The 24,984-nt window shown below is 70.9% G+C and carries 23 protein-coding genes; 4 read left to right on the top strand and 19 right to left on the bottom strand.

The genetic code is table 11. The features are described from left to right. Positions 1-3 precede the first annotated feature (3 nt). From AB0I94_RS37255 to AB0I94_RS37235, 5 genes are all read right to left on the bottom strand, one after another. Positions 4-531 carry a GAF domain-containing protein gene (locus tag AB0I94_RS37255; protein ID WP_363314268.1) on the bottom strand — a complete coding sequence of 176 codons (528 nt, stop codon included), beginning with the start codon at positions 529-531 and terminating at the stop codon, positions 4-6. Further along, the gene (locus AB0I94_RS37250; protein ID WP_363314230.1) at positions 528-1,124 is read right to left on the bottom strand and encodes an ATP/GTP-binding protein; all 597 of its coding nucleotides are present in this window, start codon (positions 1,122-1,124) and stop codon (positions 528-530) included. Before AB0I94_RS37250 ends, AB0I94_RS37255 begins: the two co-directional genes overlap by 4 nt. Further along, on the bottom strand, positions 1,102-1,473 hold the full coding sequence (locus tag AB0I94_RS37245; RefSeq protein WP_363314229.1) for a DUF742 domain-containing protein: 372 nt from the start codon (positions 1,471-1,473) through the stop codon (positions 1,102-1,104). The genes AB0I94_RS37250 and AB0I94_RS37245 overlap by 23 nt, the downstream gene beginning before the upstream one ends. Before the next feature lie 2 nt (positions 1,474-1,475). Then, positions 1,476-1,910, bottom strand: a complete 435-nt coding sequence (locus AB0I94_RS37240) for a roadblock/LC7 domain-containing protein (RefSeq protein ID WP_344524647.1) — start codon at positions 1,908-1,910, stop codon at positions 1,476-1,478. Positions 1,911-1,977: 67 nt separating this feature from the next. After that, complete coding sequence (locus AB0I94_RS37235) at positions 1,978-3,759, bottom strand: ATP-binding protein (RefSeq protein ID WP_363314228.1); 1,782 nt, start codon at positions 3,757-3,759, stop codon at positions 1,978-1,980. Positions 3,760-4,265: 506 nt separating this feature from the next. Between AB0I94_RS37235 and AB0I94_RS37230 the strand changes: the two genes are divergently transcribed. After that, a complete protein-coding gene (locus tag AB0I94_RS37230) occupies positions 4,266-5,822 on the top strand; it encodes a SpoIIE family protein phosphatase (RefSeq protein WP_363314227.1) in 1,557 nt (518 codons plus the stop codon). A gap of 91 nt (positions 5,823-5,913) precedes the next feature. On the opposite strand, the gene AB0I94_RS37225 is transcribed toward AB0I94_RS37230, so the two are convergent. Then, positions 5,914-7,143 (bottom strand): MBL fold metallo-hydrolase, encoded by a 1,230-nt coding sequence (locus AB0I94_RS37225; RefSeq protein WP_363314226.1) that lies wholly within the window; start codon positions 7,141-7,143, stop codon positions 5,914-5,916. A 144-nt stretch (positions 7,144-7,287) separates the two neighbouring features. On the opposite strand from AB0I94_RS37225, the gene AB0I94_RS37220 reads away from it, so the two are divergent. After that, positions 7,288-8,517: a Glu/Leu/Phe/Val dehydrogenase dimerization domain-containing protein gene (locus tag AB0I94_RS37220; protein ID WP_363314225.1), complete on the top strand. Its 1,230-nt coding sequence runs from the start codon at positions 7,288-7,290 to the stop codon at positions 8,515-8,517. Positions 8,518-8,540: 23 nt separating this feature from the next. Continuing rightward, positions 8,541-9,152: a TetR/AcrR family transcriptional regulator gene (locus AB0I94_RS37215; RefSeq protein WP_363314224.1), complete on the top strand. Its 612-nt coding sequence runs from the start codon at positions 8,541-8,543 to the stop codon at positions 9,150-9,152. Between the two features lie 46 nt (positions 9,153-9,198). Here AB0I94_RS37215 and AB0I94_RS37210 read toward each other — a convergent pair whose 3' ends face one another. Continuing rightward, positions 9,199-10,017, bottom strand: a complete 819-nt coding sequence (locus AB0I94_RS37210; protein ID WP_363314223.1) for an SGNH/GDSL hydrolase family protein — start codon at positions 10,015-10,017, stop codon at positions 9,199-9,201. Between the two features lie 250 nt (positions 10,018-10,267). On the opposite strand from AB0I94_RS37210, the gene AB0I94_RS37205 reads away from it, so the two are divergent. Next, on the top strand, positions 10,268-11,089 hold the full coding sequence (locus AB0I94_RS37205) for a tyrosine-protein phosphatase (RefSeq protein WP_363314222.1): 822 nt from the start codon (positions 10,268-10,270) through the stop codon (positions 11,087-11,089). A 33-nt stretch (positions 11,090-11,122) separates the two neighbouring features. Here the strand turns inward: AB0I94_RS37205 and AB0I94_RS37200 are convergent, their stop codons facing one another. From AB0I94_RS37200 to hpnC, 12 genes are all read right to left on the bottom strand, one after another. Then, positions 11,123-11,311 carry a DUF6126 family protein gene (locus tag AB0I94_RS37200; RefSeq protein WP_363314221.1) on the bottom strand — a complete coding sequence of 63 codons (189 nt, stop codon included), beginning with the start codon at positions 11,309-11,311 and terminating at the stop codon, positions 11,123-11,125. Continuing rightward, positions 11,308-11,949 (bottom strand): XRE family transcriptional regulator, encoded by a 642-nt coding sequence (locus AB0I94_RS37195; protein WP_363314220.1) that lies wholly within the window; start codon positions 11,947-11,949, stop codon positions 11,308-11,310. Before AB0I94_RS37195 ends, AB0I94_RS37200 begins: the two co-directional genes overlap by 4 nt. 94 nt (positions 11,950-12,043) lie before the next feature. Then, on the bottom strand, positions 12,044-13,429 hold the full coding sequence (locus AB0I94_RS37190; protein ID WP_363314219.1) for an aspartate aminotransferase family protein: 1,386 nt from the start codon (positions 13,427-13,429) through the stop codon (positions 12,044-12,046). Positions 13,430-13,445: 16 nt separating this feature from the next. Next, positions 13,446-15,335, bottom strand: a complete 1,890-nt coding sequence (dxs, locus tag AB0I94_RS37185; protein WP_363314218.1) for a 1-deoxy-D-xylulose-5-phosphate synthase — start codon at positions 15,333-15,335, stop codon at positions 13,446-13,448. 24 nt (positions 15,336-15,359) lie between these two features. Then, positions 15,360-16,526 (bottom strand): flavodoxin-dependent (E)-4-hydroxy-3-methylbut-2-enyl-diphosphate synthase, encoded by a 1,167-nt coding sequence (gene ispG / locus AB0I94_RS37180; protein WP_363314217.1) that lies wholly within the window; start codon positions 16,524-16,526, stop codon positions 15,360-15,362. 4 nt (positions 16,527-16,530) lie between these two features. Further along, on the bottom strand, positions 16,531-17,556 hold the full coding sequence (gene hpnH, locus AB0I94_RS37175) for an adenosyl-hopene transferase HpnH (RefSeq protein WP_363314216.1): 1,026 nt from the start codon (positions 17,554-17,556) through the stop codon (positions 16,531-16,533). Positions 17,557-17,561: 5 nt separating this feature from the next. Continuing rightward, entirely contained in the window at positions 17,562-18,212 is a 651-nt protein-coding gene (locus AB0I94_RS37170; RefSeq protein ID WP_363314215.1) for a 1-hydroxy-2-methyl-2-butenyl 4-diphosphate reductase, read from the bottom strand. After that, positions 18,212-20,206, bottom strand: a complete 1,995-nt coding sequence (shc, locus tag AB0I94_RS37165; protein ID WP_363314214.1) for a squalene--hopene cyclase — start codon at positions 20,204-20,206, stop codon at positions 18,212-18,214. Before shc ends, AB0I94_RS37170 begins: the two co-directional genes overlap by 1 nt. Before the next feature lie 103 nt (positions 20,207-20,309). Further along, the gene (locus AB0I94_RS37160) at positions 20,310-21,440 is read right to left on the bottom strand and encodes a polyprenyl synthetase family protein (protein ID WP_363314213.1); all 1,131 of its coding nucleotides are present in this window, start codon (positions 21,438-21,440) and stop codon (positions 20,310-20,312) included. Beyond that, on the bottom strand, positions 21,437-22,909 hold the full coding sequence (hpnE, locus tag AB0I94_RS37155; RefSeq protein ID WP_363314212.1) for a hydroxysqualene dehydroxylase HpnE: 1,473 nt from the start codon (positions 22,907-22,909) through the stop codon (positions 21,437-21,439). Before hpnE ends, AB0I94_RS37160 begins: the two co-directional genes overlap by 4 nt. Before the next feature lie 49 nt (positions 22,910-22,958). Beyond that, a complete protein-coding gene (hpnD, locus tag AB0I94_RS37150) occupies positions 22,959-23,909 on the bottom strand; it encodes a presqualene diphosphate synthase HpnD (protein ID WP_363314211.1) in 951 nt (316 codons plus the stop codon). Continuing rightward, a complete protein-coding gene (gene hpnC / locus AB0I94_RS37145) occupies positions 23,906-24,811 on the bottom strand; it encodes a squalene synthase HpnC (RefSeq protein WP_363314210.1) in 906 nt (301 codons plus the stop codon). Before hpnC ends, hpnD begins: the two co-directional genes overlap by 4 nt. Between the last annotated feature and the right edge of the window lie 173 nt (positions 24,812-24,984).

Here is a 24,984-nt window from a genome sequence, read left to right as displayed (position 1 = left end):
GCGTCAGATCCCGCCGTCCTCCCGGCGGTGGATCTGCTCGATCAGCTCCGCCGCCATCGTCTTGATCGTGTCGAGCCCCGCCCTGCCCCAGGGCCGGGGCTCGACGTCCACCACGCAGACCGTGCCGAGCGCGATGCCCGTACGGTCGATGAGCGGGGCGCCCAGATAGGAGCGGATCCCGACTTCGTCGACCACCGGGTTCCCCGCGAACCGCGGAAAGTCGCGGACGTCCTCGAGGACGAGGGCCTTGCGCCGCACGATCACATGCGGGCAGTACCCGTGATCGCGCTCCATGTAGCGGTGCACCGTGGCATCAGGGGTGTGCAGACCCGCGAAGAACTGCCGGTTCTCGTCGATGAAGTTGACCATGGAGTACGGCGCGCCCGTGACCTCGGCGAGCCGGTCGGCGAAGGCGTCGAAGGCCGGCTCCGGGCGCAGGCCTATGCCGAGCCTGCGCAGTCGGCGCACCCGGCGCGGCGCCTCCTTGTCGACGGGGGTGAGCAGCAGGGGCGCGGTCGAGTCGTACATCAGGTGTGGGCTCCGTGGCTCGGGGCGGCCGGCGCGTGGGCGAGGAGGTGTTTGACGAGGGTGAGGAGGGTCGCGATGCCCGAGCTGGAGATCCGCGCGTCGCACCGCACGACGGGCACCTGCGGATCCAGGTCGATGGCGGAACGCACCTCTTCGGGCTCATAGCGATGGGCACCGTCGAATTCGTTGATCGCGACGATGAATCCCATGCCGCGCTGCTCGAAGAAGTCCACCGCCGCGAAGCAGTCCTCCAGGCGGCGCGTGTCGGCGAGGACCACCGCGCCGAGGGCGCCTTCGGAGAGTTCGTCCCACATGAACCAGAAGCGTTCCTGGCCGGGCGTTCCGAAGAGGTAGAGCACGTGTTCCGGGTCGAGGGTGATGCGTCCGAAGTCCATGGCCACGGTCGTCGTGGTCTTGTTCTCGACGCCCGACAGATCGTCGGTGCCCTCGCTGACCGTGGTGAGGAGCTCCTCCGTGCTGAGCGGCGCGATCTCGCTCACCGCGCCCGTGAAGGTCGTCTTGCCGACCCCGAAACCTCCCGCGACGAGGATCTTGAGCGCGGTGGGGAAGGGGTCAGAGCTGTCGTCGTAGTCCATCGAGCACTGCCTCCAACAGGGACCGGTCGGTGGGGTTGTGATAAAAGTCCGGGGCTCTGAGGGTGAGCGCCCCGCAGTCGACGAGATCGGAGAGCAGCACCTTGGTGACGACCGCGGGCAGCTTCAGCTGCGCCGCGACCTCCGCGACCGACGTGGGTGCCGTGCAGAGTCCGAGAGCCTGGGTGTGTTCGAGCCCGAGGTAACCGGTGACCGGGCCTCCGGTGGCCAGCACCTGGGTCAGGAGGTCGAGTTGGGCGGTCGGCCGGGTCCGCCCGCCGCTGACCGTGTAGGGCCGGACGAGCCGACCGGCGGATTCGTCGAGCCATGGCCCGTCGTGCGGGGCCGCCACGCTCAGTGCCTCATCGGGGCGGGTTCGCCGACGGGTTGCCGGGGCGCGGTGAGCAGGTAGGGGCGCACGCTCTTGACCAGCATGGTCATTTCGTAGCCGAGCACCGCGGCGTCCGCGTCGCGTCCGGCGAGTACCGCGAGACAGGTACCGGAGCCCGCCGTGGAGACGAACAGGAGGGTGGAGTCGAGTTCCACGACGACCTGGCGCACGTCACCGCCGTCCCCGAACCGGATGCCCGCGCTGCGTCCCAGTGAGTAGAGCCCGGAGGCGAGGGCCGCCATGTGGTCGGCGCTGTCCGGGTCGAGGCCGTGGACCGACTTCACGAGTCCGTCGGAGGAGAGCAGGACCGCGCTGTGGGTGTGCGGCACGCGCTGCACGAGTCCGCTCATCAGCCAGTCGAGGTCGGATACCTGCCCGGTCGGCGCATCGCTCGCCATGGTGGATCGACTCCTTGGGGTACGAGGGTCTGCCGGGGCAGACATGGTGCTGGTGGAGTGGTGCGGTTCAGCCACCCTGGTCGCCCCCGTCGCGGGGGGCGTCGAGGTCGGGCCCGGGCGCCGGGTCGCGCGTCTCCTGTGCGGCGGCGAGTCCGATGCCGCGCTGGAAGGCGGCCATCAGGCCCGGGTCGTGGCCGATGTGGTGTTCGCTCTCCGGGCGGGGCGCGGGCGCCTCGCGCAGCTGGGGCGCGATGTGTTCCTGGGCGCGCCGCTTGGGCAGTTGGGGCTTCCCCACCCGGCCGCGTACGGCGTCGGCAACCAGCGGGGTCGGCAGTGCCCCGGTGTTCTCGATCGCGGCCCGCCGGTCCTCGGGCCGGATGCCCGGCACGGCTTCGGCCGGCGTCGGCCTGCCCTCCCTGCCCCGCACGGGCAGCGGGGACGGCCCGGAGCCGTGCGTCACGGGAGCGGTCGGCGGCCCGCTCCGCGGCACGTCCCGCTGCGGCTGCCGCGGCACGGCCGCCGGCTCCGGGCGGGGGTCCGGGGCGGGCGTCCGCGCGGGTTCCCGTACGCCGACGGAGGCGGTCGGCGGCCCGGCTTCCGGGGTCCGCTGCGGGCGGCCGGCGGTGACGGGCTCGCTCTGGGGCTCGGCGCCGAGGAGACCCTGCGGCAGGATCAGTACGGCCTGTACGCCTCCGTAGATGTTGGTCTGGAGGCGGACCGCGATGCCGTGGCGGCGGGCGAGCGCGGAGACGACGTAGAGGCCGATCCGCCCGTCCTGGAGGAGGCTCGCCACATTGACCTGGTCCGGGTCGGCGAGCAGGTGGTTCATCTTGTTCTGCTCGGTCAGCGGCATGCCGAGGCCGCGGTCCTCGACCTCGACGGCGAGACCGGCCGTCACCAGGTTGGCGCGCAGCAGGACTTGGGTGTGCGGGGCGGAGAACACGGTGGCGTTCTCGACGAGTTCGGCCAGGAGATGGATGACGTCGGCGACGGCGTGGCCGCGCAGGGTGCCGGCGATCGGCGGCACCAGCTTGACCCGCGAGTACTGCTCGACCTCCGCGATGGCCGAGCGGAGCACCTCCGTCATGGGGACCGGCTTGCTCCACTGGCGGCGGGAGATGGCGCCGCCGAGCACGGCGAGGTTCTCGGCGTGCCTGCGGATGCGGGTGGCCAGGTGGTCGACGTGGAAGAGGCCCTTGAGCAGCTCCGGGTCCTCGACCTCGTTCTCCAGTTCGTCGAGGATCGAGATCTCGCGGTGTACGAGGGACTGCAGCCGCCGGGCCAGATTGACGAAGACCTCGACCTTCTGTTCGCTGCCCGCGTGGCTGGAGAGCTGCGAGGCCTGCACGACGGCGGTGACGGCGACGTCCTGGGCCCGGGACAGCTCGACGGCGAGCAGCCCGAACTCGTCGCCGTCCGGCGCCGTTGCGGCGGGGGCCTTGCGCGCGGGCGGGCCGTCGCCCCGGCGCAGCTTCTCGACGACTTCGCGCAGCTCGGCCTGTCCGCGCGCGGTGGTGCGGCGCAGGGTGCCGACGCGGTCGCGTACGGAGGTCGCGGTGCGGTCGGCCGCGACGGCGGCGATCACGACGCTGGCCAGGCTGATGGCACCGGCGGCGGCGAGCACGACGAGCAGCGCGGGGTCGAGCGGGCCGGGGGCCGACCGGACGAGGAACAGCACCGCGGCAGCGGCGCAGAGCACCACCGCCACGGCGGGCAGTACGGCGATGCGCAGGAGCTGGGGCCGTATCCGGGCCTCCGGCAGCGCCGTGCCGGGTCGGCTCCCGGGCCTGCCGTGCCGCCCGCCCTCACGGCGGTCTGCTCGGGCGGCCGGTGCACGGAGGTGAGACATCAGCGTCCTCGGTCGGGGAGCGGGCTCCGGCGGGCGCGCGATATGTGGCCTCGCGGCATCGCCGTGCCGGTCGGGAGGGCACAGACAAGATCGCTGCCCATGATCCCTGCGTCGACCGGCGGACACTCACGGTAGTCACCAACGCTTCATGTGCGGGAGGCAGTTGACAAAGTCGGGCACCCAGCGTCCCGCTCTGGTATGACACGTCGCACGGCCGCCCGAATTAAGCGCCGGGGAGGTGTCCGGCGGTCGGTGACAGCGATCCGGCAGGAGTCCGGCACTTCACGAACGTCCCCATGCGACACCTCACCCACCCGGGCTTCGCCGGGATAAGGACAACTGCGCATCCGTATCGGTGAAATACAGGTAAAACCCTGAGAGCCGCCCGTGTCGTACTGCAATATCCGTCAACACGAGAGTGACGAGCGACGTGGACCGCTCAGGTGCGGGGGAGTTGACTCTCTTGGCCCGGGTGCGGACGCGTCAGGTGAAGCGAGGCATCAGCGATGTCGGTGGAGAGGCTGCGGGACACCGGGAGCCAGCCGGGGTTCTTCCGGGAACTGGTCGAATCCTCACAGGACGCGATCCTCATGAAGACCCTGGACGGGCAGATCACCTTCTGGAACGCGGCAGCGCAACGGATGTACGGCTACACACCCGAAGAGGCCGTCGGCAGCCATGTCGGCGTGATCGTGCCCCCGGACCTGAAGGACGAGGAAGCGGGTCTGCTCGCGCGGATCGCCCGGGGCGTGCGGATCGAGCACTACGAGACCCGCCGGACGGCCGGCGACGGCCGGGTCCTGGACATCGACGTGACGCTGTGGCCGATCCGCGACCACGACGGGTCCATCACGGCCGCCTGCTCGATCATGCGCGACATCACCGCCCGCAAAAGAGGCGAGGCGGAGCTCACCAAGCTGCACGCGCAGCAGCGCCAGGTCGCGCTGGCCCTCAACCTCATGGGCAACGCCAAGCAGATTCCCGGCGCGTTGGCGGCCAGCCGCTATCTGCCCTCGACACAGGGGCAGGGGGTCGGCGGGGACTGGTTCGACCTGATCGACCTGGGCGCCGGCCGGGTCGGTGTCTTCGTCGGCGACGTGATGGGACGCGGTCTGGACGCGGCCGTGGTCATGGGGCAGCTGCGCTCCGCGGCCCGCGCCCTGGCCCTGGCGGGGCTCCCGCCGTGCGACCTGATGCGGACGCTGGACGCGTTCACGCGTGATCTGCCCGAGCCGTTCGTCACCTGCGTCTATCTGGAGGCCGATCCGGCCCAGGGCGAGGTGACCGTGTGCTCGGCCGGTCATCTGCCGGTGCTCCTCATCGAGCCGGACGCGACCGTCCGCGAGCTGCCGGTGCCGACCGGGATCCCCCTCGGGGTGGGTGGCGTGCCGCACCAGCAGGTCCGGCTGCCGTTGCGGGCCGGCACCACCCTGACCCTCTACACCGACGGCCTGGTGGAGACATCGAGCAGCGACATCGACCTGCGGCTGAAGCTGGTGACCAGCATGCTGGAGGACGTCTTCGCCACGGCCGCCGACCTGGAGAGCGCCGCCGACCGCGTCCTGCACGCGCTGCTGCCGGACACCGAGACGTACGCCGACGACGTGACCCTGTTGCTCGTCAGCTTTCCCACGGCGCCGCTGGACACCGCCGAGACGGGCCTCGCGTGCGAGACGGCCTCGATCCCGGCCGGGCGGCGGTTCCTGCGGGCGAAGCTGGCGGAGTGGGGGCTCACGGCACTGAGCGACACCGCTCTCCTGCTGGCCTCAGAACTGCTGACCAACGCGTACCGCCATGCGCGCGGGCCCATCGACCTCCGGGTGTGGCACAGCGTCCGTGAGCTGGGCGTGGAGGTCACCGACCACACCACGCCCCGGCCTCGGGCCCGGCTCGCGGAGAGCACCGAGGAGGACGGCCGCGGGCTGCTCCTGGTCGAGGCCCTCGCCGACGCGTGGGGCACCCGGCCCACCACCAGTGGCAAGACCGTCTGGTTCACCATGCTCGTGACGTCGGCCGACCAGGGGGCTTCCCCCGCGGCGGCGCTGGCGCCCGCGCCCGGCTGACGCGCCCGCGGGGCGGAACGTCAATGCGCAGCCGCCCCGCCTCCGGGGGTGTACCGCGAGCACCCGCGGCACCGCCCGACCGTTGTCCGTGTCAGCCGACCCGCGCCGCCTCGGGCTCTCCAGTGCCCTCCGTGGGCTCGGGGGGCTCGGAGGGCTTCGTGGGGGCGGAGAGCTCGGCGGCCGCGGCGGTGACATCTGGAAGCGACCAGCCGCCCGCCGGTTCGATCGCGACCCCGCGCCACCACGGCTGCGTCGGGATCGAGTCCGACGCGGGCTCGAACGGCTCGCCCGGGACCGGCAGCGCGATGCTCACGCCCGCGCGGCCCGCCGCGGCGACCGTGCCCTCGCCCGGCGCGGACCACGGGTGCGGCGCGAGATTGAACGTGCCCCAGTGGATCGGCAGCATCACGCCCGCGGGCTGCCCGCCCTGGAGGTCCAGGTGCGCGCGGACGCCCTCCTCGGGCGTCATGTGGATGTCAGGCCAGAACTCGCTGTACGCGCCGATCTGGATCATCGTGACGTCGAACGGTCCGTGCTCCGCGCCGATGTCCCGGAAACCGGTGAAGTAGCCGGTGTCCCCGCTGTGGTAGATCCGGTGCTCGGATCCCACGACGGCCCAGGAGGCCCACAGCGTGTGCTGCGGGTTGCGCAGGCCGCGGCCGCAGAAGTGGCGTGCGGGCGTCGCCGTCAGGGTCAGGCCGCCGACCTTCGTGGCTTCGTTCCAGTCGAGCTCGCGCAGCCGGTCGGCGGGGACACCCCAGCGCTCCAGATGCGCGCCGACGCCCAGCGGCACGGCGAAGACGGTGTCCGTGCCGGCCAGGGCCTGGATCGTCGGCATGTCGAGGTGGTCGTAGTGATCGTGCGAGATGACCACGATGTCCACCGGGCCGAGCGCGGCCAGCGGCACGGGCACGGGGTGCAGTCGCTTGGGCCCCACCCAGGAGAAGGGAGAGCACCGCTCGCCCCAGACCGGGTCGAAGAGCACGCGCTGTCCGTCGATCTCGGCGAGCACACTGGAGTGCCCCATCCAGGTGATGCGCAATCCGCCGACCGGAGGCTTGTCCAGGTCGGCGAGGGTCGTGGCATGCACGGGAACGGTGCTTCTGGGACCGCGCCGGACCCGCTCCTCCTTACGGAAGTAGATCTTCGCGAATTCGAGCGTCGAACCGGTGGGCCGGGTCCGCGCCCCCTCAGGGTTCTGAAAGGACCCGTCGGCGAAGTTCGGCGATCTGAGGATTCTCGCGAGCCGCTCGCCGGCCGGATCCGCGCCGAAGGCGGCGGTCCTGAGCGGACGGAGCCCGGAGCTCAGCGAACGGGACACAGCACCTCCTGGAAGGGGTAGGTCAGATCCCCATTATGTGCACCGCCGCCGACAGCGGCCGCCCGGAGGGGCCCGCGTCGGCCAATGCGGGCATCGGCGCGTGGTGTACTCCTACTGGTCCCCCATTCAGTAGGAGCGCGCTCCATGCCCCCGGTTCCCGCGATACCCGCCCCACCGGCCGTGCCCACCGCCCCCACGCCGCTCCTCTCCCTCACCTGGACCGACCACATCACCGGCCACCAGGGCTTCCTGGTCATCGACCGTCTCGTACGCGGTGTCTGCAGCGGCGGTCTGCGGATGCGCCCCGGCTGCACCCTCGACGAGGTCGCGGGGCTGGCCCGTGGCATGACGATGAAGGAGGCCCTGCACTACGACCCGAGGGCCCGCTGCATCCCGCTCGGCGGCGCCAAGGGCGGCATCGACTGCGATCCGCGCGCGCCGGAGGCGTACGACGTCCTGGTCCGCTATCTGCGGGCGATGCGCCCCTACGTCGAGAGCTCCTGGACGACGGGCGAGGACCTGGGGCTGACCCAGGACCTGGTCGACCAGGCGGTGGCCGAAGCAGGCCTGATCTCCTCCGTCCAGGCCGTCTACCCCCTCCTGGACGACGAGGCGGCGGCCCGCGGACGTCTGGCGGACGCGTTCGCCGTGGAGGTCGACGGAATCGGCCTCGCCGAGCTGGTCAGCGGCCACGGCGTCGCGGAAGCGGTGCTCGCGGCCCTGGACCGCGCGGGTCACGCGCACGCGGGCGCGCGCGTGGCCGTACAGGGCCTGGGCACCATGGGTGGCGCGACCGCCCGGTTCCTCACGCGTGCGGGGCTGACGACGGTGGCCGTCGCCGACATCAAGGGCACGATCGCCAACCCGGCGGGGCTCGACGTGGAGGCGCTGCTCGCCGCCCGCGACGCGCACGGCACGGTGGACCGCTCCGTCCTGCGCCCCGGCGACCGCGAGCTCCCGGGCGAGGCCTGGCTGTCCGCGGAGGCGGAGATCCTGGTCCCCGCGGCGGTGTCGTACGCCATCGACCAGACCAACCAGGCGCGGATCACGGCCCGTTGGATAGCGGAGGCGGCCAACATGCCAGTGCTGCCGGAGGCGGAGCGTCTCCTCGCGCGGCGCGGCATCACGGTCCTGCCGGACGTCGTCGTCAACTCCGGTACCAACGCCTGGTGGTGGTGGACGCTCTTCGGTGACATCGGGCCCGACGCGGACGAGGCCTTCGCGTACACGCGCCGCTCGATGCGGGCCTTGGTCGACGTGATGCTGGGGCGCGCGGAAGCGGACGGCACGACGCCGCGCGCGGCCGCCCACGCGCTCGCGGCCGATCGCCTGTCGGCTATCGGGGAGCGCTTTTGCTGGTACGCGAACGCGTAGCGGGCGTGGGTAGGCTGCCCGGCGTGGCGAGAGTGCGGTTGAGCGTGGCGGAACGGCGGGCGGAGATCCTTGCCGCCACCGTCGGACAGATCGAGGTGCGCGGGGTGGCGGCCGTACGCATCGCGGACGTGGCCGCGGCGCTGGGGGTGAGCAACGCGCTGGTCCTGTACCACTTCTCCACGAAGGAGAAGCTGGTGGCAGCGGCCTTCGCGCATGCCGCGGAGGCCGACCTGGCCCATCTGCGCGCCATCCTGAACCGCCGTACCACCGCCCTGCGCCGCCTGCGCGCCGCCGTCCGGTGGTACGCCCCCACCGGCCAGGCCAAGGGCTGGCGCCTCTGGATCGAGGGCTGGTCCGCCGCCCTGCGCGAACCCACCCTGCGCACGGTGACGCGCGACCTGGACCAGCAGTGGAAGGCCGCCCTCGCGGAGGTCATCGGCGAGGGCGTCGCCGCGGGCGAGTTCACCTGCGCGGACCCCCGGTCCACGGCCCTGCGCCTGACGGCCCTCCTTGACGGCCTGGCGGTGCAGATGACGGCCTACGAGGGCACGCTGCCCCGCGCCCGCATGCTGGCGTGGGTGGACGAGGCCCTGACCCGGGAGCTGAACCCGCCAAAGGCCCCGCCGCCGAGCTGACCGCGTCCTTCCGCGCTGAGCGCATCCTTCCGCGTGGGCGCCCCGTTCAGGACGCGGACTCGATGTGCATCCTGACGGTGTAGGGGTCCACGCTCCCCTTCGCCTCCACGTGGTCCCCCGACGACTCCCCCCGAAGCCGCCGCCCGAACCACGGAACCAGGTACTCGCGGGCCCAGTTGATGTCGTCGCGCCGCACCTCCAGGGTGCCGCGCGGCGGCTCCGGGGGCCACGGCTGGTCCGGGTCCGCGGGGATCTCCAGGCCCAGGACCTGCGCCGCGCGCAGTGCCACGCGGGTGTGGCCCTCGGCGGAGAGGTGCAGACGGTCGCCGTCCCAGGCGCGGCGGTCCTGGATGGTCTTGAGGGACCACAGGTCGAGGACCGGGCAGCCGTACCGGTCGGCGATCGCGCGGACATGTCCGTTGTACGTGGCGATCTTGCCCCGCAGGTGCTTGAGGACCGGGACCCCGCGGGTGTCGAACCCCGTGGTCACCATGACCGTGCCGACCGACGACGTGAGGTCGACGACGGCCCGCTCGAACCGCTCGGCGACCTCGTCCGGGTCGGTGCCGGGGCGGATGATGTCGTTGCCGCCCGCGCAGAACGTCACGAAGTCGGGGCCCAGCTCCTTGGCCAGGGGCACCTGGTCGGCGACGACCTGGTCCAGCAGCTTGCCCCGTACGGCGAGGTTGGCGTACCGGAAGGTGTGCTCCGGCATCCGGTCGTCGAGCAGCACGGCAAGGCGGTCGGCCCAGCCGACGAACGTTCCGTCGGGACCGGGGTCCCCCACGCCTTCGGTGAAGCTGTCGCCGACCGCTGCGTAGGAGGTGAATGTGTCAGGGATGAAGGATGTCGACTCTGCTCTCACGTCGTCACATCTTTCACCTCACCAAGTGACCTACGCCACCGTAGGGAGGGGTTGACGGGGGGTGAGATAAGCCACCGGTCAAGTTTCGTCCAAGCCAGGAATAGACGCCCAACGCGTAGCCGCGGCGGGGGGCTTCACCTGTGAGGCAGCCCTCATGCACGGGCAGTGATTGCCTCAGGTACCCATGTCGTATGGTCGAAGTCCCACCCCGACCGGCGAGTCGCGCCGGCGGCCGGACGGAGGAGCCCCCGTGACGCAGCAGGTGCCGCCGACAGCGCTGACGACGACCGAGCCGGCGGAGCCCGAGCTGACCGGGGTCCGCAACTTCCGTGACGTGGGCGGACTTCCGACCGTGGACGGCCGCCGGGTCCGCCACGGCAGGCTCTTTCGCAGCGGTCACCTCGCGCACGCCACCGCGTCCGACGCCGCGTTCCTCTCCACCCTGGGTCTGCACACGATCTACGACTTCCGCAACGCGGCCGACCAGCGGCTGGAGGGACCGGACGTCGAGCTGCCCGGCGTACGCAACGTGAACCTGCCGCTGACCGACCCCGCCCACGGCGCCGAGTTCTGGACGATGGTCCGGGACGGCGACCTGGACGAGCTGCGCGCGGCCCTCTCCGAGGGGCAGGCGGCGGGGCGCCTCTCCGACACGTACCGCGAGATCATCAGGGACCGTACGGCCGAACACAGCCGGGTGCTGCACGAGATGGCCGCGGACAGCGTGCCCGCCCTGATGCACTGCGCCGCGGGCAAGGACCGCGCGGGGCTCTCGATAGCGGTCACGCTCCTTGCCGTCGGCGTCGAGCGCGACGCCATCGAGGCCGACTATCTGGAGTCGAACGCCACGCACCGCCGCTACAAGGTGCGCCGCGGCGACAACTCCCCGGGCGCGATGTCCCCCGAGGTCATGGAGCTGCTCAGCCCGCTCTTCGAGGCCCGCGCCGAGTATCTGGCCGCGGCCTTCGAGACGATCGAGCAGACCTGGGGCGACACGGAGACCTACTTGACCGAGGGCCTCGAGCTGGCCCCCGAGACGCGCGAGCGGCTCCGCGAGCATCTCCTTGACTGACTCTTCACCGACTGGCTCTCCACCGGCCCCACGTCACTGGTTCTGCGCGCCCAGCGTGAACAGAAGGTAGATGAAGGCCGCGAACAGGTGGCCCACGGCGACATAGACGATCAGTCGGACCCAGAGCCCGCGGGGGAGCTTCTCCTCCATGGACATAACCTTCTTGGCGCGCGCGGGCGCGGGCTCCGCCTGGTCGGTCCGCTGCGCATCGGGTTCCGTCATCGCGTGTCTCCCATGGTGGGGCTGTGCGGGGTCCCGCCGAGGCACAGCGCGGTGGCGGGACTCTGCAGCAGGGTGTGGACGAAGAGAAGGTCGGTGCCGAGGTGGTCCGCGGCGGCGATCCGGTGCGGGGTCAGCGAGTCGAAATGCGCGCTGTCCCCGGGTTCGAGCGTGTACGTGGTGTCGCCGAGCCGCAGCCGAAGCCGCCCCTGGAGGACGTACAGCCACTCCTCGCCGGGGTGGACGCGCACGATGTCGCCCTGCGCCCCGTGCGGCACGTGCACCCGCAGTGCCTGCATGCCGCGGGCCTGCGCGCCCGCCTGCCAGTAGGTCCAGCCGCCGGCCCGCGTCGGTTCCATGTCCGGAGCGCGGACGATGGCGTCCCGGTCGGCGGGCTTCTCACCGAGGAGCTCCGAGACCGTCGTACCGTAGGTACGAGCGAGTGCGAGCAGCATCGGCAGCGACGGCTGGCGCTGCCCGGTCTCCAGACGGGACAGATGGGCGGGCGAGAGCCCCGCGGTGCGGGCCGCGGCCTCCAGCGTCAGCGCGGCACGGCGCCGCAGCTCACGCAGTTGCGGGGCGACGGCCGGCAGTGCTTCGGCTGCCTCCGGGTCGAGCGGTTCGGGCTCGGCATTGCTCATACCCTGATTGAGCCAGGCCCTTGCCCCCGAGGCAACTTTCTTGCCCCAGAGGCAAAAGCCCCCCGCCCTGTGGCGTACGCGGTGCTGCGGCCCCTCAGCGGTTCGCGACCGCCTGCTTCACCAGCGTCCTGCCGAAGTCCCACATCAGCGCGCCGCCGCTGTGCGCCTCGTCCATCACCTCGGTGAAGGCCTCCACGAACCGGTCGACCTCCCGCTCCCCCACGGTGAGGGGCGGAATCAGCTTGATGACCTCCAGATGGTCACCGGAGACCTGGGTGAGGATGCGGTGCTTCTGCAGCAGCGGCACGACGACCATCTGCGCGAAGAGCCCCTTGCGGGCCGCCTGCAGCATCGTCCAACGGCTGCGCAGCTTCAGTGACTTGGGGCGCCCGAACTCGATGCCGACCATCAGGCCCCGGCCGCGCACCTCGCTCAGGAGCTCGTAGCGGTCCACGAGCGCGCCGAGCCTCGACTTGAGGAGCTCACCGGTCAGGCGCGCGTTCGCGACGATCTCCTCGTTCTCCATGACGGACAGGACCGCGAGCCCGGCCGCCATGGCCTGCGCGTTCGACCCGAAGCTCGCCGAATGCACGAGCACCCGGTCCATGGACGAGTAGACCTTCTTGAAGATCCAGTCCTTGCCGAGGGTCGCGCCCACCGGCACATAGCCGCCGGACAGCGCCTTCGCGACGCAGACCAGGTCCGGCTCGACGCCTTCCTCGTGCTGGTAGGCGTAGAAGTCGCCGGTCCTGCCGAGACCCGTCTGCACCTCGTCCACGATGAGCAGCGCCTTGTGCCTGCGCAGCAGCTCCTGGGCGGCGAGCAGATAGCCGGGCGGGGTCTCGTGCACGCCCTTGCCCTGGATGGGCTCGACGATGAGCCCGGCCACGTCGCCCTTCGCCAGTTCCGCCCGCAGGGCGTTCAGGTCACCGAGGGGCACGGCGGTGTCGGGCAGCAGGGGTGCGAACCCGTCCCGGAAGCCCGACTCGCCGTTCACCGAGAGCGAGCCCGTGGTCAGGCCGTGGAAGGCGTGCGTGCAGTAGAGCACCCGCGGCCTGCCCGTCGCGTACCGGGCGAACTTCAGCGCGGTCTCGACGGCCTCCGTGCCGCTGTTGCCGAAGAAGACCCGGTCCAGGTGCGGGCTGTGGGCCAACAGTTTCTCGGCGAGGAGGCCGGGCAGCGGCTGGCAGTCGAAGCGCGTCAGATCCGCGAGCGAGGCGTCCAGGACGTCGTGCAGCGCCTTGCGCACGACAGGGTGGTGGCGGCCGAGGCCCATCACACCGAAGCCCGCGAGCATGTCGAGGTAGTCGTTGCCCTCCGCGTCCCAGAAGTACGCGCCCTCGGCCCGTTCGTAGACCTTGTCGAAGCCGATCGTGTGCAGCATGCGAGGCAGTTGGTGATTCAGATGCCGCGCGTGCAGTTCGTAGCGCTCGGCGCCCCGCTCGGCGAGGAGTCTGCCGAGGTCGAACTCCTTGGTCATGCTCCGTGCTCCTTGGTCATGCTCCATGCTCCTTGGCTGCCAGTGTGGCGCTGATCCGGCCCGCGATCTCGACGGGGGTGAGCCCGAGGTCCGCGAGCACCTCGGCCCGTTTGGCGTGCGCGAGGAACTGTTCGGGGATGCCGAACCGCCGTACGGGGACGTCGACTTCGGCATCACTCAGCGCGAGGGCGACTGCCGCGCCGACCCCGGACGCCCGGCTGTTGTCCTCGACGACCCCCACGACACGGTGCGCCGCGGCGAGGGCGGGCAGTTCGGCGTCGACCGGCTTGACCCAGCGCGGGTCGACCACGGTGCAGCCAAGGCCCCGCTCCCGCAGCAACTCCGCGGCCTGCAGGCAGACGGGCGCCATCACTCCCACGGCCACCAACAGCACGTCGGTGTCGGCGCCCTGCCGGTCCTGGCTCAGCACGTCCATCCCGCCGATCCGGTCCACCGCTGGAATCGAGGGCCCCACCGACTCCTTGGGGAAGCGCACGAGCGTCGGCGCGTCGTCCACGGCGACCGCCTCCCGCAGCTGCGCGCGCAGTTGGTCGGCGTCGCGTGGCGCGGCGATCCGCAGCCCTGGAACGACCTGGAGGATCGACATGTCCCACATGCCGTTGTGCGAGGCCCCGTCGACGCCCGTGATCCCGGCCCGGTCGAGGACGAAGGTGACACCGCACTCGTGCAGCGCGACATCCATCAGAAGCTGGTCGAAGGCGCGGTTGAGGAAGGTGGCGTAGACGGCGACGACGGGATGCAGGCCCCCTGTCGCGAGTCCGGCCGCGGACACCGTGGCGTGCTGTTCCGCGATCCCGACGTCCCACACCCGGTCGGGGTAGGACTGGGCGAACTTCGTCAGGCCGACCGGACCCGGCATGGCAGCGGTGATCGCGACCACGTCTTCGCGTTCGGCCCCGATGCGTACGATCTCGTCGCCGAACACCGAGGTCCAGGACGGGCCGTTGGAGGGCGCGAGCGGCTCGCAGGTCAGCGGGTCCATCACCCCGACGGTGTGGAAGCGGTCGGCCTCGTCGGCCAGGGCGGGCTCGTAACCGCGGCCCTTCTCGGTCAGGCAGTGGACGATGACGGGACCGTGGAAGCGTTTCGCACGTCGCAGTGCCGACTCGACGGCGCCGGTGTCGTGCCCGTCGATCGGCCCGACGTACTTCAGGCCCAGATCCTCGAACATGCCTTGCGGCGCGAAGGCGTCCTTGAACCCCTTCTTGGCGCCGTGCAGTGACTCGTACAGCGTGTGCCCGACGACGGGTGTGCGCTGGAGTATGTCCTTGCCCCAGGCCAGGACCTGTTCGTAGCTGTCGGTCGTGCGCAGCGTGGCGAGGTGGTTGGCGAGGCCGCCGATGGTGGGGGCGTACGAACGTTCGTTGTCGTTGACGACGATGATCAACGGCCGGTCCTTCGCGGCCGCGATGTTGTTGAGCGCCTCCCACGCCATGCCGCCGGTGAGCGCGCCGTCCCCGATGACGGCGATGACATGGCCCCGCTCCCGCAGGACCTGGCGCGCCTTGGCAAGGCCGTCGGCCCAGCCGAGCGCGGTCGACGCGTGGCTGTTCTCGACGATGTCGTGCTCGGACTCCGCGCGCGAGGGGTAACCGGACAGACCGCCCTTGCCGCGCAGCTTGGAGAAGTCCTGCCGGCCGGTCAGGAGTTTGTGTACGTAGCTCTGGTGTCCGGTGTCCCACACGATGCGGTCGACCGGCGACTCGAAGACCCGGTGGAGGGCGATGGAGAGTTCCACCACCCCCAGATTGGGGCCGAGATGGCCTCCGGTCCTGGCGACCGCGTGCACCAGGAACTCCCGGATCTCCTCGGCCAGTTCGTCGAGCTCGTCCTCGGTCAGCGCCTTCAGGTCACGCGGCCCCCGAATGGATTCCAGAATGGTCATGCTCGGCCCCCTCTCTGGTTGAACTCAGCTCACGGTGACGTCCGGCACCCCTGAGGCGACGCCGTCGTCCTGCATCTGCGCGGCGATCTTCAGCGCCTCTTCGATGAGGGTCTCCACGATCTTCGACTCGGGCACGGTCTTGATGACCTCGCCCTTGACGAAGATCTGCCCCTTGCCGTTGCCGGACGCGACGCCGAGGTCGGCCTCGCGGGCCTCCCCCGGCCCGTTCACGACACACCCCATGACGGCGACACGCAGCGGCACTTCCATGCCGTCCAGGCCTGCCGTGACCTCGTCGGCCAGCTTGTACACATCCACCTGGGCGCGGCCGCAGGACGGGCAGGAGACGATCTCCAGACGCCTCTGGCGCAGGTTCAGCGACTCCAGGATCTGTATCCCGACCTTGACCTCCTCCGCCGGAGGGGCCGAGAGCGAGACGCGGATCGTGTCGCCGATGCCCTCGGAGAGCAGCGCGCCGAAGGCGACCGCCGACTTGATCGTGCCCTGGAAGGCCGGACCGGCCTCCGTCACGCCGAGGTGCAGCGGGTAGTCGCACGCCGCGGCGAGCTGGCGGTAGGCGTTGACCATGACCACCGGGTCGTTGTGCTTGACCGAGATCTTGATGTCCCCGAAGCCGTGCTCCTCGAAGAGCGACGCCTCCCACAGCGCCGACTCGACCAGCGCTTCGGGGGTGGCCTTGCCGTACTTCTTGAGGAGACGCGCGTCCAGGGAGCCCGCGTTCACGCCGATCCGGATCGGCGTACCCGCCGCCGACGCGGCGCGCGCGATCTCGCGCACCTTGTCGTCGAACTGCTTGATGTTCCCGGGATTCACCCGCACCGCCGCACATCCGGCGTCGATCGCGGCGAAGACGTACTTCGGCTGGAAGTGGATGTCGGCGATGACGGGGATCTGCGACTTGCGCGCGATCGTCGCGAGGGCGTCCGCGTCGTCCTGCGTCGGACACGCCACCCGCACGATCTGGCAGCCGGACGCCGTGAGTTCGGCGATCTGCTGCAGCGTCGCCCCGATGTCGGACGTACGCGTCGTCGTCATCGACTGCACCGACACCGGTGCGCCGCCCCCCACGGCCACCGGACCGACCTCGATGCGCCGCGAGAGGCGGCGCTCCGCGATCGGCCGGACCGGCAGCTCAGGAAGGCCCAGTGCGACAGGCGTTCCAGGGGTCATGACGTCACCCCGCGCGGTTCGCGGAGACCGTCTCACGGGCGGCGCGGATGGACTCCTTCAGGGAGCCCATGGTGGCCAGGACGGCGGTCGGTTCGTAGCCGCAGTGCGCCATGCAGTTGGCGCACCGCGGGTCCTTGCCGCGGCCGTACTTGCTCCAGTCGGTCTCCTCGATGAGTTCCTTGTACGTCGGGACGTACCCGTCGCTCATCAGGTAGCAGGGGCGCTGCCAGCCGAAGAGCGAGTAGTTGGGGATCGCCCACGCGGTGCACGGGAAGTCCGCCTTGCCCTCCAGGAAGTCGAGGAACAGCGGCGAGTGGTTGAGGCGCCAGCGCCGCCTGTTGCCGCCCGCGAAGGCCTTCTTGAAGAGTTCGCGGGTCTGGTCGACGCCCAGGAAGTGTTCCTGGTCCGGTGCCTTCTCGTAGGCGTAGGCGGGCGACAGCATCATCTCGTCGACCTGCAACTCGTCGTTGAGGAAGTTGAGGACCTCGATGATGTTCTGCGGGGTGTCGTTGCTGAAGAAGGTCGAGTTGGTGGTGACCCGGAAACCGTGCTTCTTGGCTTCCTTGATGGCCTCCACCGCCTCGTCGAACACGCCTTCCTTCGCGACGGATTCGTCGTGCCGCTCCCGCATTCCGTCGATGTGCACGGCGAACGCGAAGTACGGGGAAGGGGTGAACTTCTCCAGCTTCTTGCGCAGCAGCATGGCGTTGGTGCAGAGGAAGACGTACTTCTTCTTCGCCACCAACTGCCGCACGATCTCATCGATGTGAGGGTGCATCAGCGGTTCGCCACCGGCGATGGACACCATCGGCGCACCGGATTCGAGCACGGCGCCCACGGCCTGGGCCACCGGCATGCGCTGCTTGAGCACTCCGGCCGGGTGCTGGATCTTTCCGCATCCCTCGCACGCGAGATTGCACGCGAAGAGCGGCTCCAACTCGACGATCAGCGGAAACTTCTCACGCTTGCGGAGCTTCTGTTCAAAGAGATACGTCGCGACCTTGATGGTCTGGCGCAGCGGCATGGCCATCTGGCTCACCTCCGAGGGAGCAAAGAAGAACGGTGCCATTCGAAAAATGCGGGAAGCACGGCACGAAGAACACGGAAAGCTGATATTCCACCGCGTACCGTGCCGATGCGGACGAGTTCGTGCTGTGGGGTGTCCACGACCACCCGGACGGCGGCAACGGGGCGGTCTCCCGCCCGCAGCGCGCTGTGCAGCGTCGCGGCGGACTCCATGTCCGCAGCGATCGCGCCCGTGGCGAGCAGGCCGGCGCGTTCATGTCCGCGGACGACATGGTCGGAGCCGGTGAGCGGTCCGGTGTGCACGGTGCGGCCTGGCATGGCCCGCTCCAGCTCCTTGACCAGGAGATCGGTGCCGACGCAGGGTGTGCTGCCGCGTGCGTCGCGGGTCTCGTCGGCCACGATCAGGTCGCCGGGGTGCATGCCGGGGGCGAGCCCGGCGCAGAAACCGGTGGCCACGACGGCGGCGTGGCGCAGCGGTTCCTCGCCGAGGGCGCCGGTGACGGCGCGCTCGGCGTTCTTGGGGCCCATGCCCGTACGGAGCAGGGCGACCCGCCCGTTCGCGCCCCCGCGGTCGCCCGTGCGCAGGGCGAGGCGCTCGATGCCGAGCGCGCAGGCGATCAGCAGCGGTGCGGGGTCCGGCACGGCCGGGGACCGGCCCATCAGCCCCCCTTGGTGGAGAGGCCGGCGAACGGCTCCCCGTTGACGTACCGGCCGAGGGCGGTGAGCGGGAACACTTGCCGGTAGAGGTGGTAGTTGATGGAGAAGTCCCAGGGGAAGCCGGTGCCGGTGAAGTACGGCTCGTCCCAGGAACCGTCGTCCCGCTGCGTCTCGGCGAGCCAGGCGACGCCCCGCTCCACGGCCTTGGAGTCCCGCTCCCCCGCGGCGAGCAGCGCGAGCAGCGCCCAGGCGGTCTGTGACGCGGTGGAGGCGCCGTGGCCCCGCCACTCCTCGTAGCGGTACGAGCGCAGGTCCTCGCCCCACCCTCCGTCGTCGTTCTGCACCGACTCCAGCCAGCCGACGGCGCGGCGCAGCGCGGGATGTGAGCCGGGCAGGCCCGCCGCTGCGAGCGCGGGCACCACGGACCCTGTCCCGTATACGTAGTTGACGCCCCAGCGGCCGAACCACGAGCCGTCCGGCTCCTGTTCCCCGAGCAGCCACTCGATGCCACGCCGGGTGCGCGGGTCGTGGGCCTTGCCCTCGATGGCGAGCATCTCTACGACGTGCCCGGTGACGTCGGCCGACGGCGGGTCGATGACCTCGCCGAAGTCGCAGAACGGCAGCCGGTTGGGAAACGGGCTCGTGTTGTCCGCGTCGAACGCCCCCCAGGCGCCGTTCTTCGACTGCATGCCGAGATTCCAGCGCACCCCGCGGCTGATGGCGTTCTCCAGGCGCGCGCGGTCCGGGTGGTCGACCCGGCGCAGGGCCAGGACGACCTCGGCGGTGTCGTCGATGTCCGGGTAGTTGTCGTTGTGGAACTCGAACGCCCAGCCGCCCGGGGCCAGTTGGGGCCTGCGGACGGACCAGTCGCCGGGTCGCGTGATCTCCTCGGCGAGCATCCAGTCCGCGGCCTTGATGAGCTGCGGGTGGTCGGCGGGCACACCCGCGTCGGCGAGCGCGATGGTCGCGAGGCAGGTGTCCCAGACCGGAGACTGGCATGCCTCGATCATCCGTGCGCCGTCCTCGCGCCACACCGCGAACCGGTCGAGCGAGGCCAGGCCCGCCTTGAGGACCGGGTGTTCCAGATCGTAGCCGAGCAGATGCAGCGCGATCACGGAGTAGACGGCGGGCGGCTGGATGCCGCCCCAGCAGCCGTCGTTCTCCTGGCGTTCGATGATCCAGCGAGCGGCACTGTTCATCGCGGCCTTGCGCACCTTGCGCGGGGCGACCTTGTGGTAGAGGTGCAGCGCCTTGTCCAGGCGCTGGAAGACGCCGTCCCAACTGCCCATAGGGGCCGGCGGCTTGTCGGGGTTCGGCAGGCGCGCGTCGCTGTGCAGCTCGTCCAGCGGGAAGGGGGCGGGGCGGACGGGGCGTTTGGCGGACACGATCGTGAGCGGCACGATCGTCTGCCGGGCCCAGCACCCGAAGTCGTAGATGTTGAGGGGCAGCCACTTGGGGAAGTAGATGAGTTCCGGCGGGAGTTCGGGCAGGTCTTCCCACTTCCACCAGCCGAACAGGGCGAGCCAGATGCGGGTGAAGACGCGGCTCTCGGCGATGCCGCCCTGGTCACGGATCCAGGCGGAGGCCTTCGCCATGTGCGGGTCGTCGGGGGCGTCGCCCGCCAAGCGCAGCGCGACGTATGCCTCGATGGTGGTGGAGAGTTCGCCGGGTCCCCCGAAGAAGGTGGCCCAGGTTCCGTCCTCAGACTGCTCGCCGCGGATGAAGAGCGCGGCGGCGCGCGTGGTCTCCTCGTCCCGGATTCCCAGGAACTGGCGGAGCAGCAGGTCTTCGGCGTCCATCGTCACGTTCGTGTCGAGGTCGCCCTTCCACCAGCCCTGGACGTCCTGCTGTCCGAGCAGGAACTCGGTGGAGCGTTGTATGGCGCGCGCGGCGGCGTCACGTGGCCCTGTGGTCGCGGCGGCGTGGTCGAGTGGCTTGCTGGCCGAGGTTGCGCGGGGCGTCGCCGCTCCGGTGCTTCCGTCGGTCGTCGCTGTCATGGCTTCCCCTTCGTGCAGTCGTCTTCTCTGCTGTGGGTCCGCCGTCGGCCGACGCGCTGGGCGCCGGCCGGCGACTGCGAGTCCTATATCTGCTCGATAGTGATCATCTCTTCCGTACGACGACGAAGTCGGCGAGCGCGACGAGCTGCGCCCGTACCCGGTCCGGCATCTGGACGGTGTCCAGGGCCTCGATGGCGATGGTGTGCTGGCGCCGGGCCTCCTCGGCGGTCCACTCACGGCCGCCCGCCTGCTCGATCAGGGCGGCGCGCGCGGCGAACTCCTCCTCGGAGAAGCTGTCGAAGTCATTGCTCTTGGCGTCGGCCGCGAGCAGTTCGCCGAGCTGCTCGGAGGCGGGCCCGCCCGCGGCGAGAGCGGCCACGACCGGCAGCGACTTCTTACGCTGGCGAAGGTCGCTCCAGGTCTGCTTGCCGGTGGCCTCCGGGTCGCCCCAGATGCCGAGCAGATCGTCCACGGCCTGGAAGGCGAGGCCGAGGTGGTAGCCGTACTTCTCCAGGACGTCGGCGGTGCGGTCGTCGGCACCGCCGAGTACCGCGCCGATGGAGACGGCGCAGGCGAGCAGAGCGCCCGTCTTGTTGCCCTCCATCTCCAGGCACTCCTCGACGGTGACCCGCTCGCGGTGCTCGTAGGAGATGTCCTGCGCCTGGCCGTCGATCAGGGCACGGGTCGCGGTGGTCAGACGGCGCGTGGCGCGGCCCGCCTCGACGGTGCCGATCTCCAGGAGGATCTCGTTGGCGAGCGCGAAGAGGGCGTCGCCGACGAGGATGGCCTGGGCCGGACCGTGCACCTTCCACACGGTGTCGCGATGCCGGCGCTGCTCGTCGCCGTCCATCAGATCGTCGTGCAGCAACGAGAAGTTGTGCACCAGTTCGACGGCGACAGCTCCGGGTACGCCGACTTCCGGCGCGGCGCCGGCCGCCTCCGCGGAGAGCAGGGCGAGCGCGGGGCGCACGGCCTTGCCGCCGTCGCCGTCCGACGGATTGCCCTCGGCGTCGATCCAGCCGAAGTGGTAGGCGGCGACGGTGTTCATGGGCGGCGCGAGGCGGTCCACGGCGGACCGCAGCACCGGGGTGGCCAGCGTCCTTCCGCGCTCGAGCAGCGAGGTCACGTCCACCGTGTCGGCAGCCGATTCGGCCGAGGGCACAGTCGGCACAGTCTCTCCTCTTGTTCCGGTGCTGGATTTCTGGGGACCTGACCCCAGAAGGTCTAGCGTCACGCGGCCTCCTCGACGTCGAAGAGGTGATCGCGTGGGCGGTCGAGTGTGGAGAGAGCTGCCCCGGCGGCACTGATGCCACTGCGGACGGCGCTCTCCATGGTCGCGGGCCACCCTGTGGCGGTCCACGCCCCGGCCAGGTAGAGGCCGGGAGCCTTGGTACGAGCACCGGGCCGCAGGCGGCCCACACCGGGAGTCGGCGCGAACGTCGCCGTGCGCTCCCGGGTCACGAAGAAGTCCCGCACCTCGGCGCCGTGCGCGGCGGGCAGCAGCCGCTCGAGTTCGGGCAGATAGCGCTCGCGCAGCGCGGCGACGGGAGCGTCGATCTCGTCCTGGGCGGCGGACTGGGACAGCGCGACGTACTGGCCCTCGGTGAGCCCGGAGGCGTCGGTCCGGTCGAAGACCCACTGCACCGGCGAGCCGATGGCCGCGAAGAAGGGCCGCTTGAGCACCTTGCGGTCGTACACGACGTGGATGTTGAGGATCGGCGCTGTGTCGATGTCGAGCAGCCGGTCGGGCTCGTCGAGGGCGCCGTCCGGGAGCAGATCGTGGGCCTCGTGCTGCGGCACGGCGAGCACGACGGTCTCCACCTCGATCGTCTCGCCGGGAACTTCGACCCGCCAACCACCGTTCCCCGTACGGGAGATGGAGGTGACTCGTGCCCTCAGTTCGGTTCGCACGCCCGCGGAGTCGAGCGCCTTGCGGGCGAGCGTGTCATGGAGATCACCGAGGGGCACATGGGCCCAGCCGATGTCGGCGGCGCCCGGCTGTGAGAGCAGCCCGGTCTTGAAGACCATCGCGGCGAGCCCCAGCGAGGAGTCCCCCGCGACGGCGTTCAACGTGGCCACACCGACCAGGTCCCACAGGGCCTCGATGGCGCGCGCCGACTGGCCGTGCGCGGCGAGCCAGCTCCCGAAGTCCTGTTTGTCCAGCTCGGGGTCGGCCGGGTCGAGTCCCTTCAGGGCGAGCGCGGCGCGCCCCACGTTGGCGCGCTCCGCGAGCGACAGATGCGGGTACGTGGCGAGGCTCGCCGCCAGGTGCAGTGGCACGGGCAGCGCGGTGCGGCGCAGGCGTCCGAGTCGGTTGCGGTCGGCGTCGAGTACGGGCACGTCGAGACGTTCCTGCAAGGGCGCGAGTTCCGCGCCCTCGACGCGGTCGAGGAACCAGCGGTAGGCGGTGCAGCAGCGCAGATAGACGTGCTGGCCGTTGTCGACGGTCAGTTCGCCGCGCTTGAAGGAGAAGGCGAGCCCGCCGAGGCGCGGCCGTCCTTCGAGCAGCGTCACACGCAGTCCCGCGTCGGCGAGGGACAGCGCCGCGGTGATGCCCGCGAGACCGCCGCCGACCACCACGGCGGCCCCCCGGCCCGCGTTCGCGTCGGACTCCGCGGCCGACCCGATGTCGTCCTGGCTCATGCGCTTTCCCCCTCGGCGGTTGCAGTCTGGGACGCCTGGGCACGGCGGAGGGTTGCCCACCGGTTGCAGGGGCTTGCCCTGCGTTCACCGCAATCGCCGTGGATGCCCATCACGTACGCCTCCTGACGGTCTGTCGGGAGATGGTGCGCGCGTCGAGACCGGAGAGCCCGCGCACGGCGACGTACGCCTTTTCGTGGCCCGGCAGCGAGACGCGACCGCGCAGCACCGCCTCGGGCTCCCGCTCGATGCGGTCGAGAAGCCGCCGGTAGATGCCCGCCATGGCGGCGACACAGGCCCCGCTGCGCCGGTCGAGCATGGGAAGGAGGCGGTACCCCTCGGCGAACAGCGCCCGCGCCCTGCGCACCTCGAAGTGCACGAGCCCGGCGAAGTCGGATCCGGCGGGCGGCTCGGAGCCCGAGAACCCGGCGGAGCAGCCGAACTTGGCGAGGTCGTCGGCGGGCAGATACGTACGGCCGCCCGCCGCGTCCTCGCGCACGTCACGGAGGATGTTGGTGAGTTGGAGCGCGAGCCCGAGCGTGTCGGCATACTCCGGCGCGCGCTCGGCATTCAGCGCCCCCCGCTCCGTGCCGAACACGCCGAGCGAGAGCCGCCCGATGGCCCCCGCCACACACCGGCAGTAGACCTTGAGGTCTTCCCAGGTCTCGTACGTCTCGCCGCGGACGTCCATCAGGACCCCGTCGATCAGTTCGTCGAGCCCGCCGAGCGGGATGGGGAAGTGGGTCGCGGCGTGCGCGAGCGCGACCGCCACGGGGTCGGTGTCGTCCTCGTCCACCTTGCCGTCGCGGATCCGGGCGAGGAGGGCCCGGGTCTCGTCGAGGCGGTCGGCCTTGACGTCCGGCGCGAGCGCGCCGTCGCCGATGTCGTCCACGCGCCGCGAGAGGGCGTAGAGCGCCGACATGGCGCGGCGCTTGGGCATCGGCAGCAGCCTGATGCCGTACGCGAAATTGCGTGCCTGCTGCCCTGTGACGGCCTCGCAGTAGCTGTATGCGGCGAGTACCGGCGCGGACACGTTCGGGCCTGACTCCACGGTCCGGCTCACCCCTCTCCTCGCAGAACCGCCCCCACCTCGCGCAGCAAACGCGCTTTGGTGGGCTTCGGCGGTCCAGGAAGTACGTCGTATCCGGCGGCGACGATCGCGGAGACCGCCGCCCTCCCCCCAGCCACGAAACCTGCAAGCAGCACCTTCAGCCTGCCGTGGACGCTACCCACCAGGGGGGTGCCTTCATTCAGGAGGCAGCGGGCGCGTTCTGCTTCATATGCAACCAGCGCGCGCACCGATGCGCCTGCTGTCGGTGCGGCCAGATCCCGCTCCGTGACATGGAATCGCTTCATGTCCTCGGCCGGCAGGTAGACGCGGCCTTGCGCCAGGTCCTCGGCGACGTCCTGCAAGTGCTCGATGATCTGGAGGGCGGTACACACCGCGTCCGAGCGGCGGATCCGCTCCGGCGTCGCGGTGCCGGTGATGCCGAGGACCAGCCGCCCCACGGGGTTCGCGGACAGCTCGCAGTAGGCGAGGAGGTCGTCGTACGTCTCGTAGCGCGCGACGAGCTGGTCCTGACGGTTGGCCTCGATCAATCCGAGGAAGGGTTCGGGCGTGAGGTGACAGCGCCGCACCGTGGGCTGCAGGGCGCGCATCAGCGGGTGCCGGGGCTGACCGGACGCCGAGTCGAAGACCCGGTGCAGATCGGCCTCGAAGGCGTCCAGGAGAGCCGACCGGTCCTCGGCGGCCTCGGGGTCCACGCCGAGATGGCGGGCGTCGGCGCCGCCGGGGGCCAGGTCGCCGTCGCCGATGTCGTCGACGAGACGGGCGTAGCCGTATACGGCCATGAGGTCGTCGCGCCAGGCGCGGGGCAGGAAGAAGGGCGCCACGGGGAAGTTCTCGTCCGCGGCCTTCGCTAGGACGGCGGATGCGTCGCGCAGCTGGAGATCCTCCGTAGCCATTGCCGTCACATCTCCCGTTCTACACTGCCGACCCAATACATCCCATTTCGGACACGCCGCCCGGAGCTCCGCGAGGCGGACCGTGCCACGAGCCGGGGCGCCGCGCGATATCGCCCCACTTGCCGCGAATCAGCACCGCTACAGCTTACGTTGTACAACGCAGCCTGCGTCGT

This window comes from Streptomyces sp. NPDC050147, from assembly GCF_040660195.1.
Taxonomy (GTDB): Bacteria; Actinomycetota; Actinomycetes; order Streptomycetales; family Streptomycetaceae; genus Streptomyces.
The sequence above is the reverse complement of the archived record's forward strand: the minus strand, read 5'-3'. Positions and strand labels throughout refer to the sequence as shown.

Bases quoted from the DNA above. Each gene is read 5' to 3' on its own strand.
- AB0I94_RS37250 (WP_363314230.1), bottom strand. From the start codon at position 1,124: ATGGACTACGACGACAGCTCTGACCCCTTCCCCACCGCGCTCAAGATC.
- AB0I94_RS37240 (WP_344524647.1), bottom strand. From the start codon at position 1,910: ATGGCGAGCGATGCGCCGACCGGGCAGGTATCCGACCTCGACTGGCTG.
- AB0I94_RS37235 (WP_363314228.1), bottom strand. From the start codon at position 3,759: ATGTCTCACCTCCGTGCACCGGCCGCCCGAGCAGACCGCCGTGAGGGC.
- AB0I94_RS37230 (WP_363314227.1), top strand. From the start codon at position 4,266: ATGTCGGTGGAGAGGCTGCGGGACACCGGGAGCCAGCCGGGGTTCTTC.
- AB0I94_RS37220 (WP_363314225.1), top strand. From the start codon at position 7,288: ATGCCCCCGGTTCCCGCGATACCCGCCCCACCGGCCGTGCCCACCGCC.
- AB0I94_RS37200 (WP_363314221.1), bottom strand. From the start codon at position 11,311: ATGACGGAACCCGATGCGCAGCGGACCGACCAGGCGGAGCCCGCGCCC.
- AB0I94_RS37195 (WP_363314220.1), bottom strand. From the start codon at position 11,949: ATGAGCAATGCCGAGCCCGAACCGCTCGACCCGGAGGCAGCCGAAGCA.
- AB0I94_RS37190 (WP_363314219.1), bottom strand. From the start codon at position 13,429: ATGACCAAGGAGTTCGACCTCGGCAGACTCCTCGCCGAGCGGGGCGCC.
- dxs (WP_363314218.1), bottom strand. From the start codon at position 15,335: ATGACCATTCTGGAATCCATTCGGGGGCCGCGTGACCTGAAGGCGCTG.
- ispG (WP_363314217.1), bottom strand. From the start codon at position 16,526: ATGACCCCTGGAACGCCTGTCGCACTGGGCCTTCCTGAGCTGCCGGTC.
- hpnH (WP_363314216.1), bottom strand. From the start codon at position 17,556: ATGGCCATGCCGCTGCGCCAGACCATCAAGGTCGCGACGTATCTCTTT.
- AB0I94_RS37170 (WP_363314215.1), bottom strand. From the start codon at position 18,212: ATGGGCCGGTCCCCGGCCGTGCCGGACCCCGCACCGCTGCTGATCGCC.
- shc (WP_363314214.1), bottom strand. From the start codon at position 20,206: ATGACAGCGACGACCGACGGAAGCACCGGAGCGGCGACGCCCCGCGCA.
- hpnC (WP_363314210.1), bottom strand. From the start codon at position 24,811: ATGGCTACGGAGGATCTCCAGCTGCGCGACGCATCCGCCGTCCTAGCG.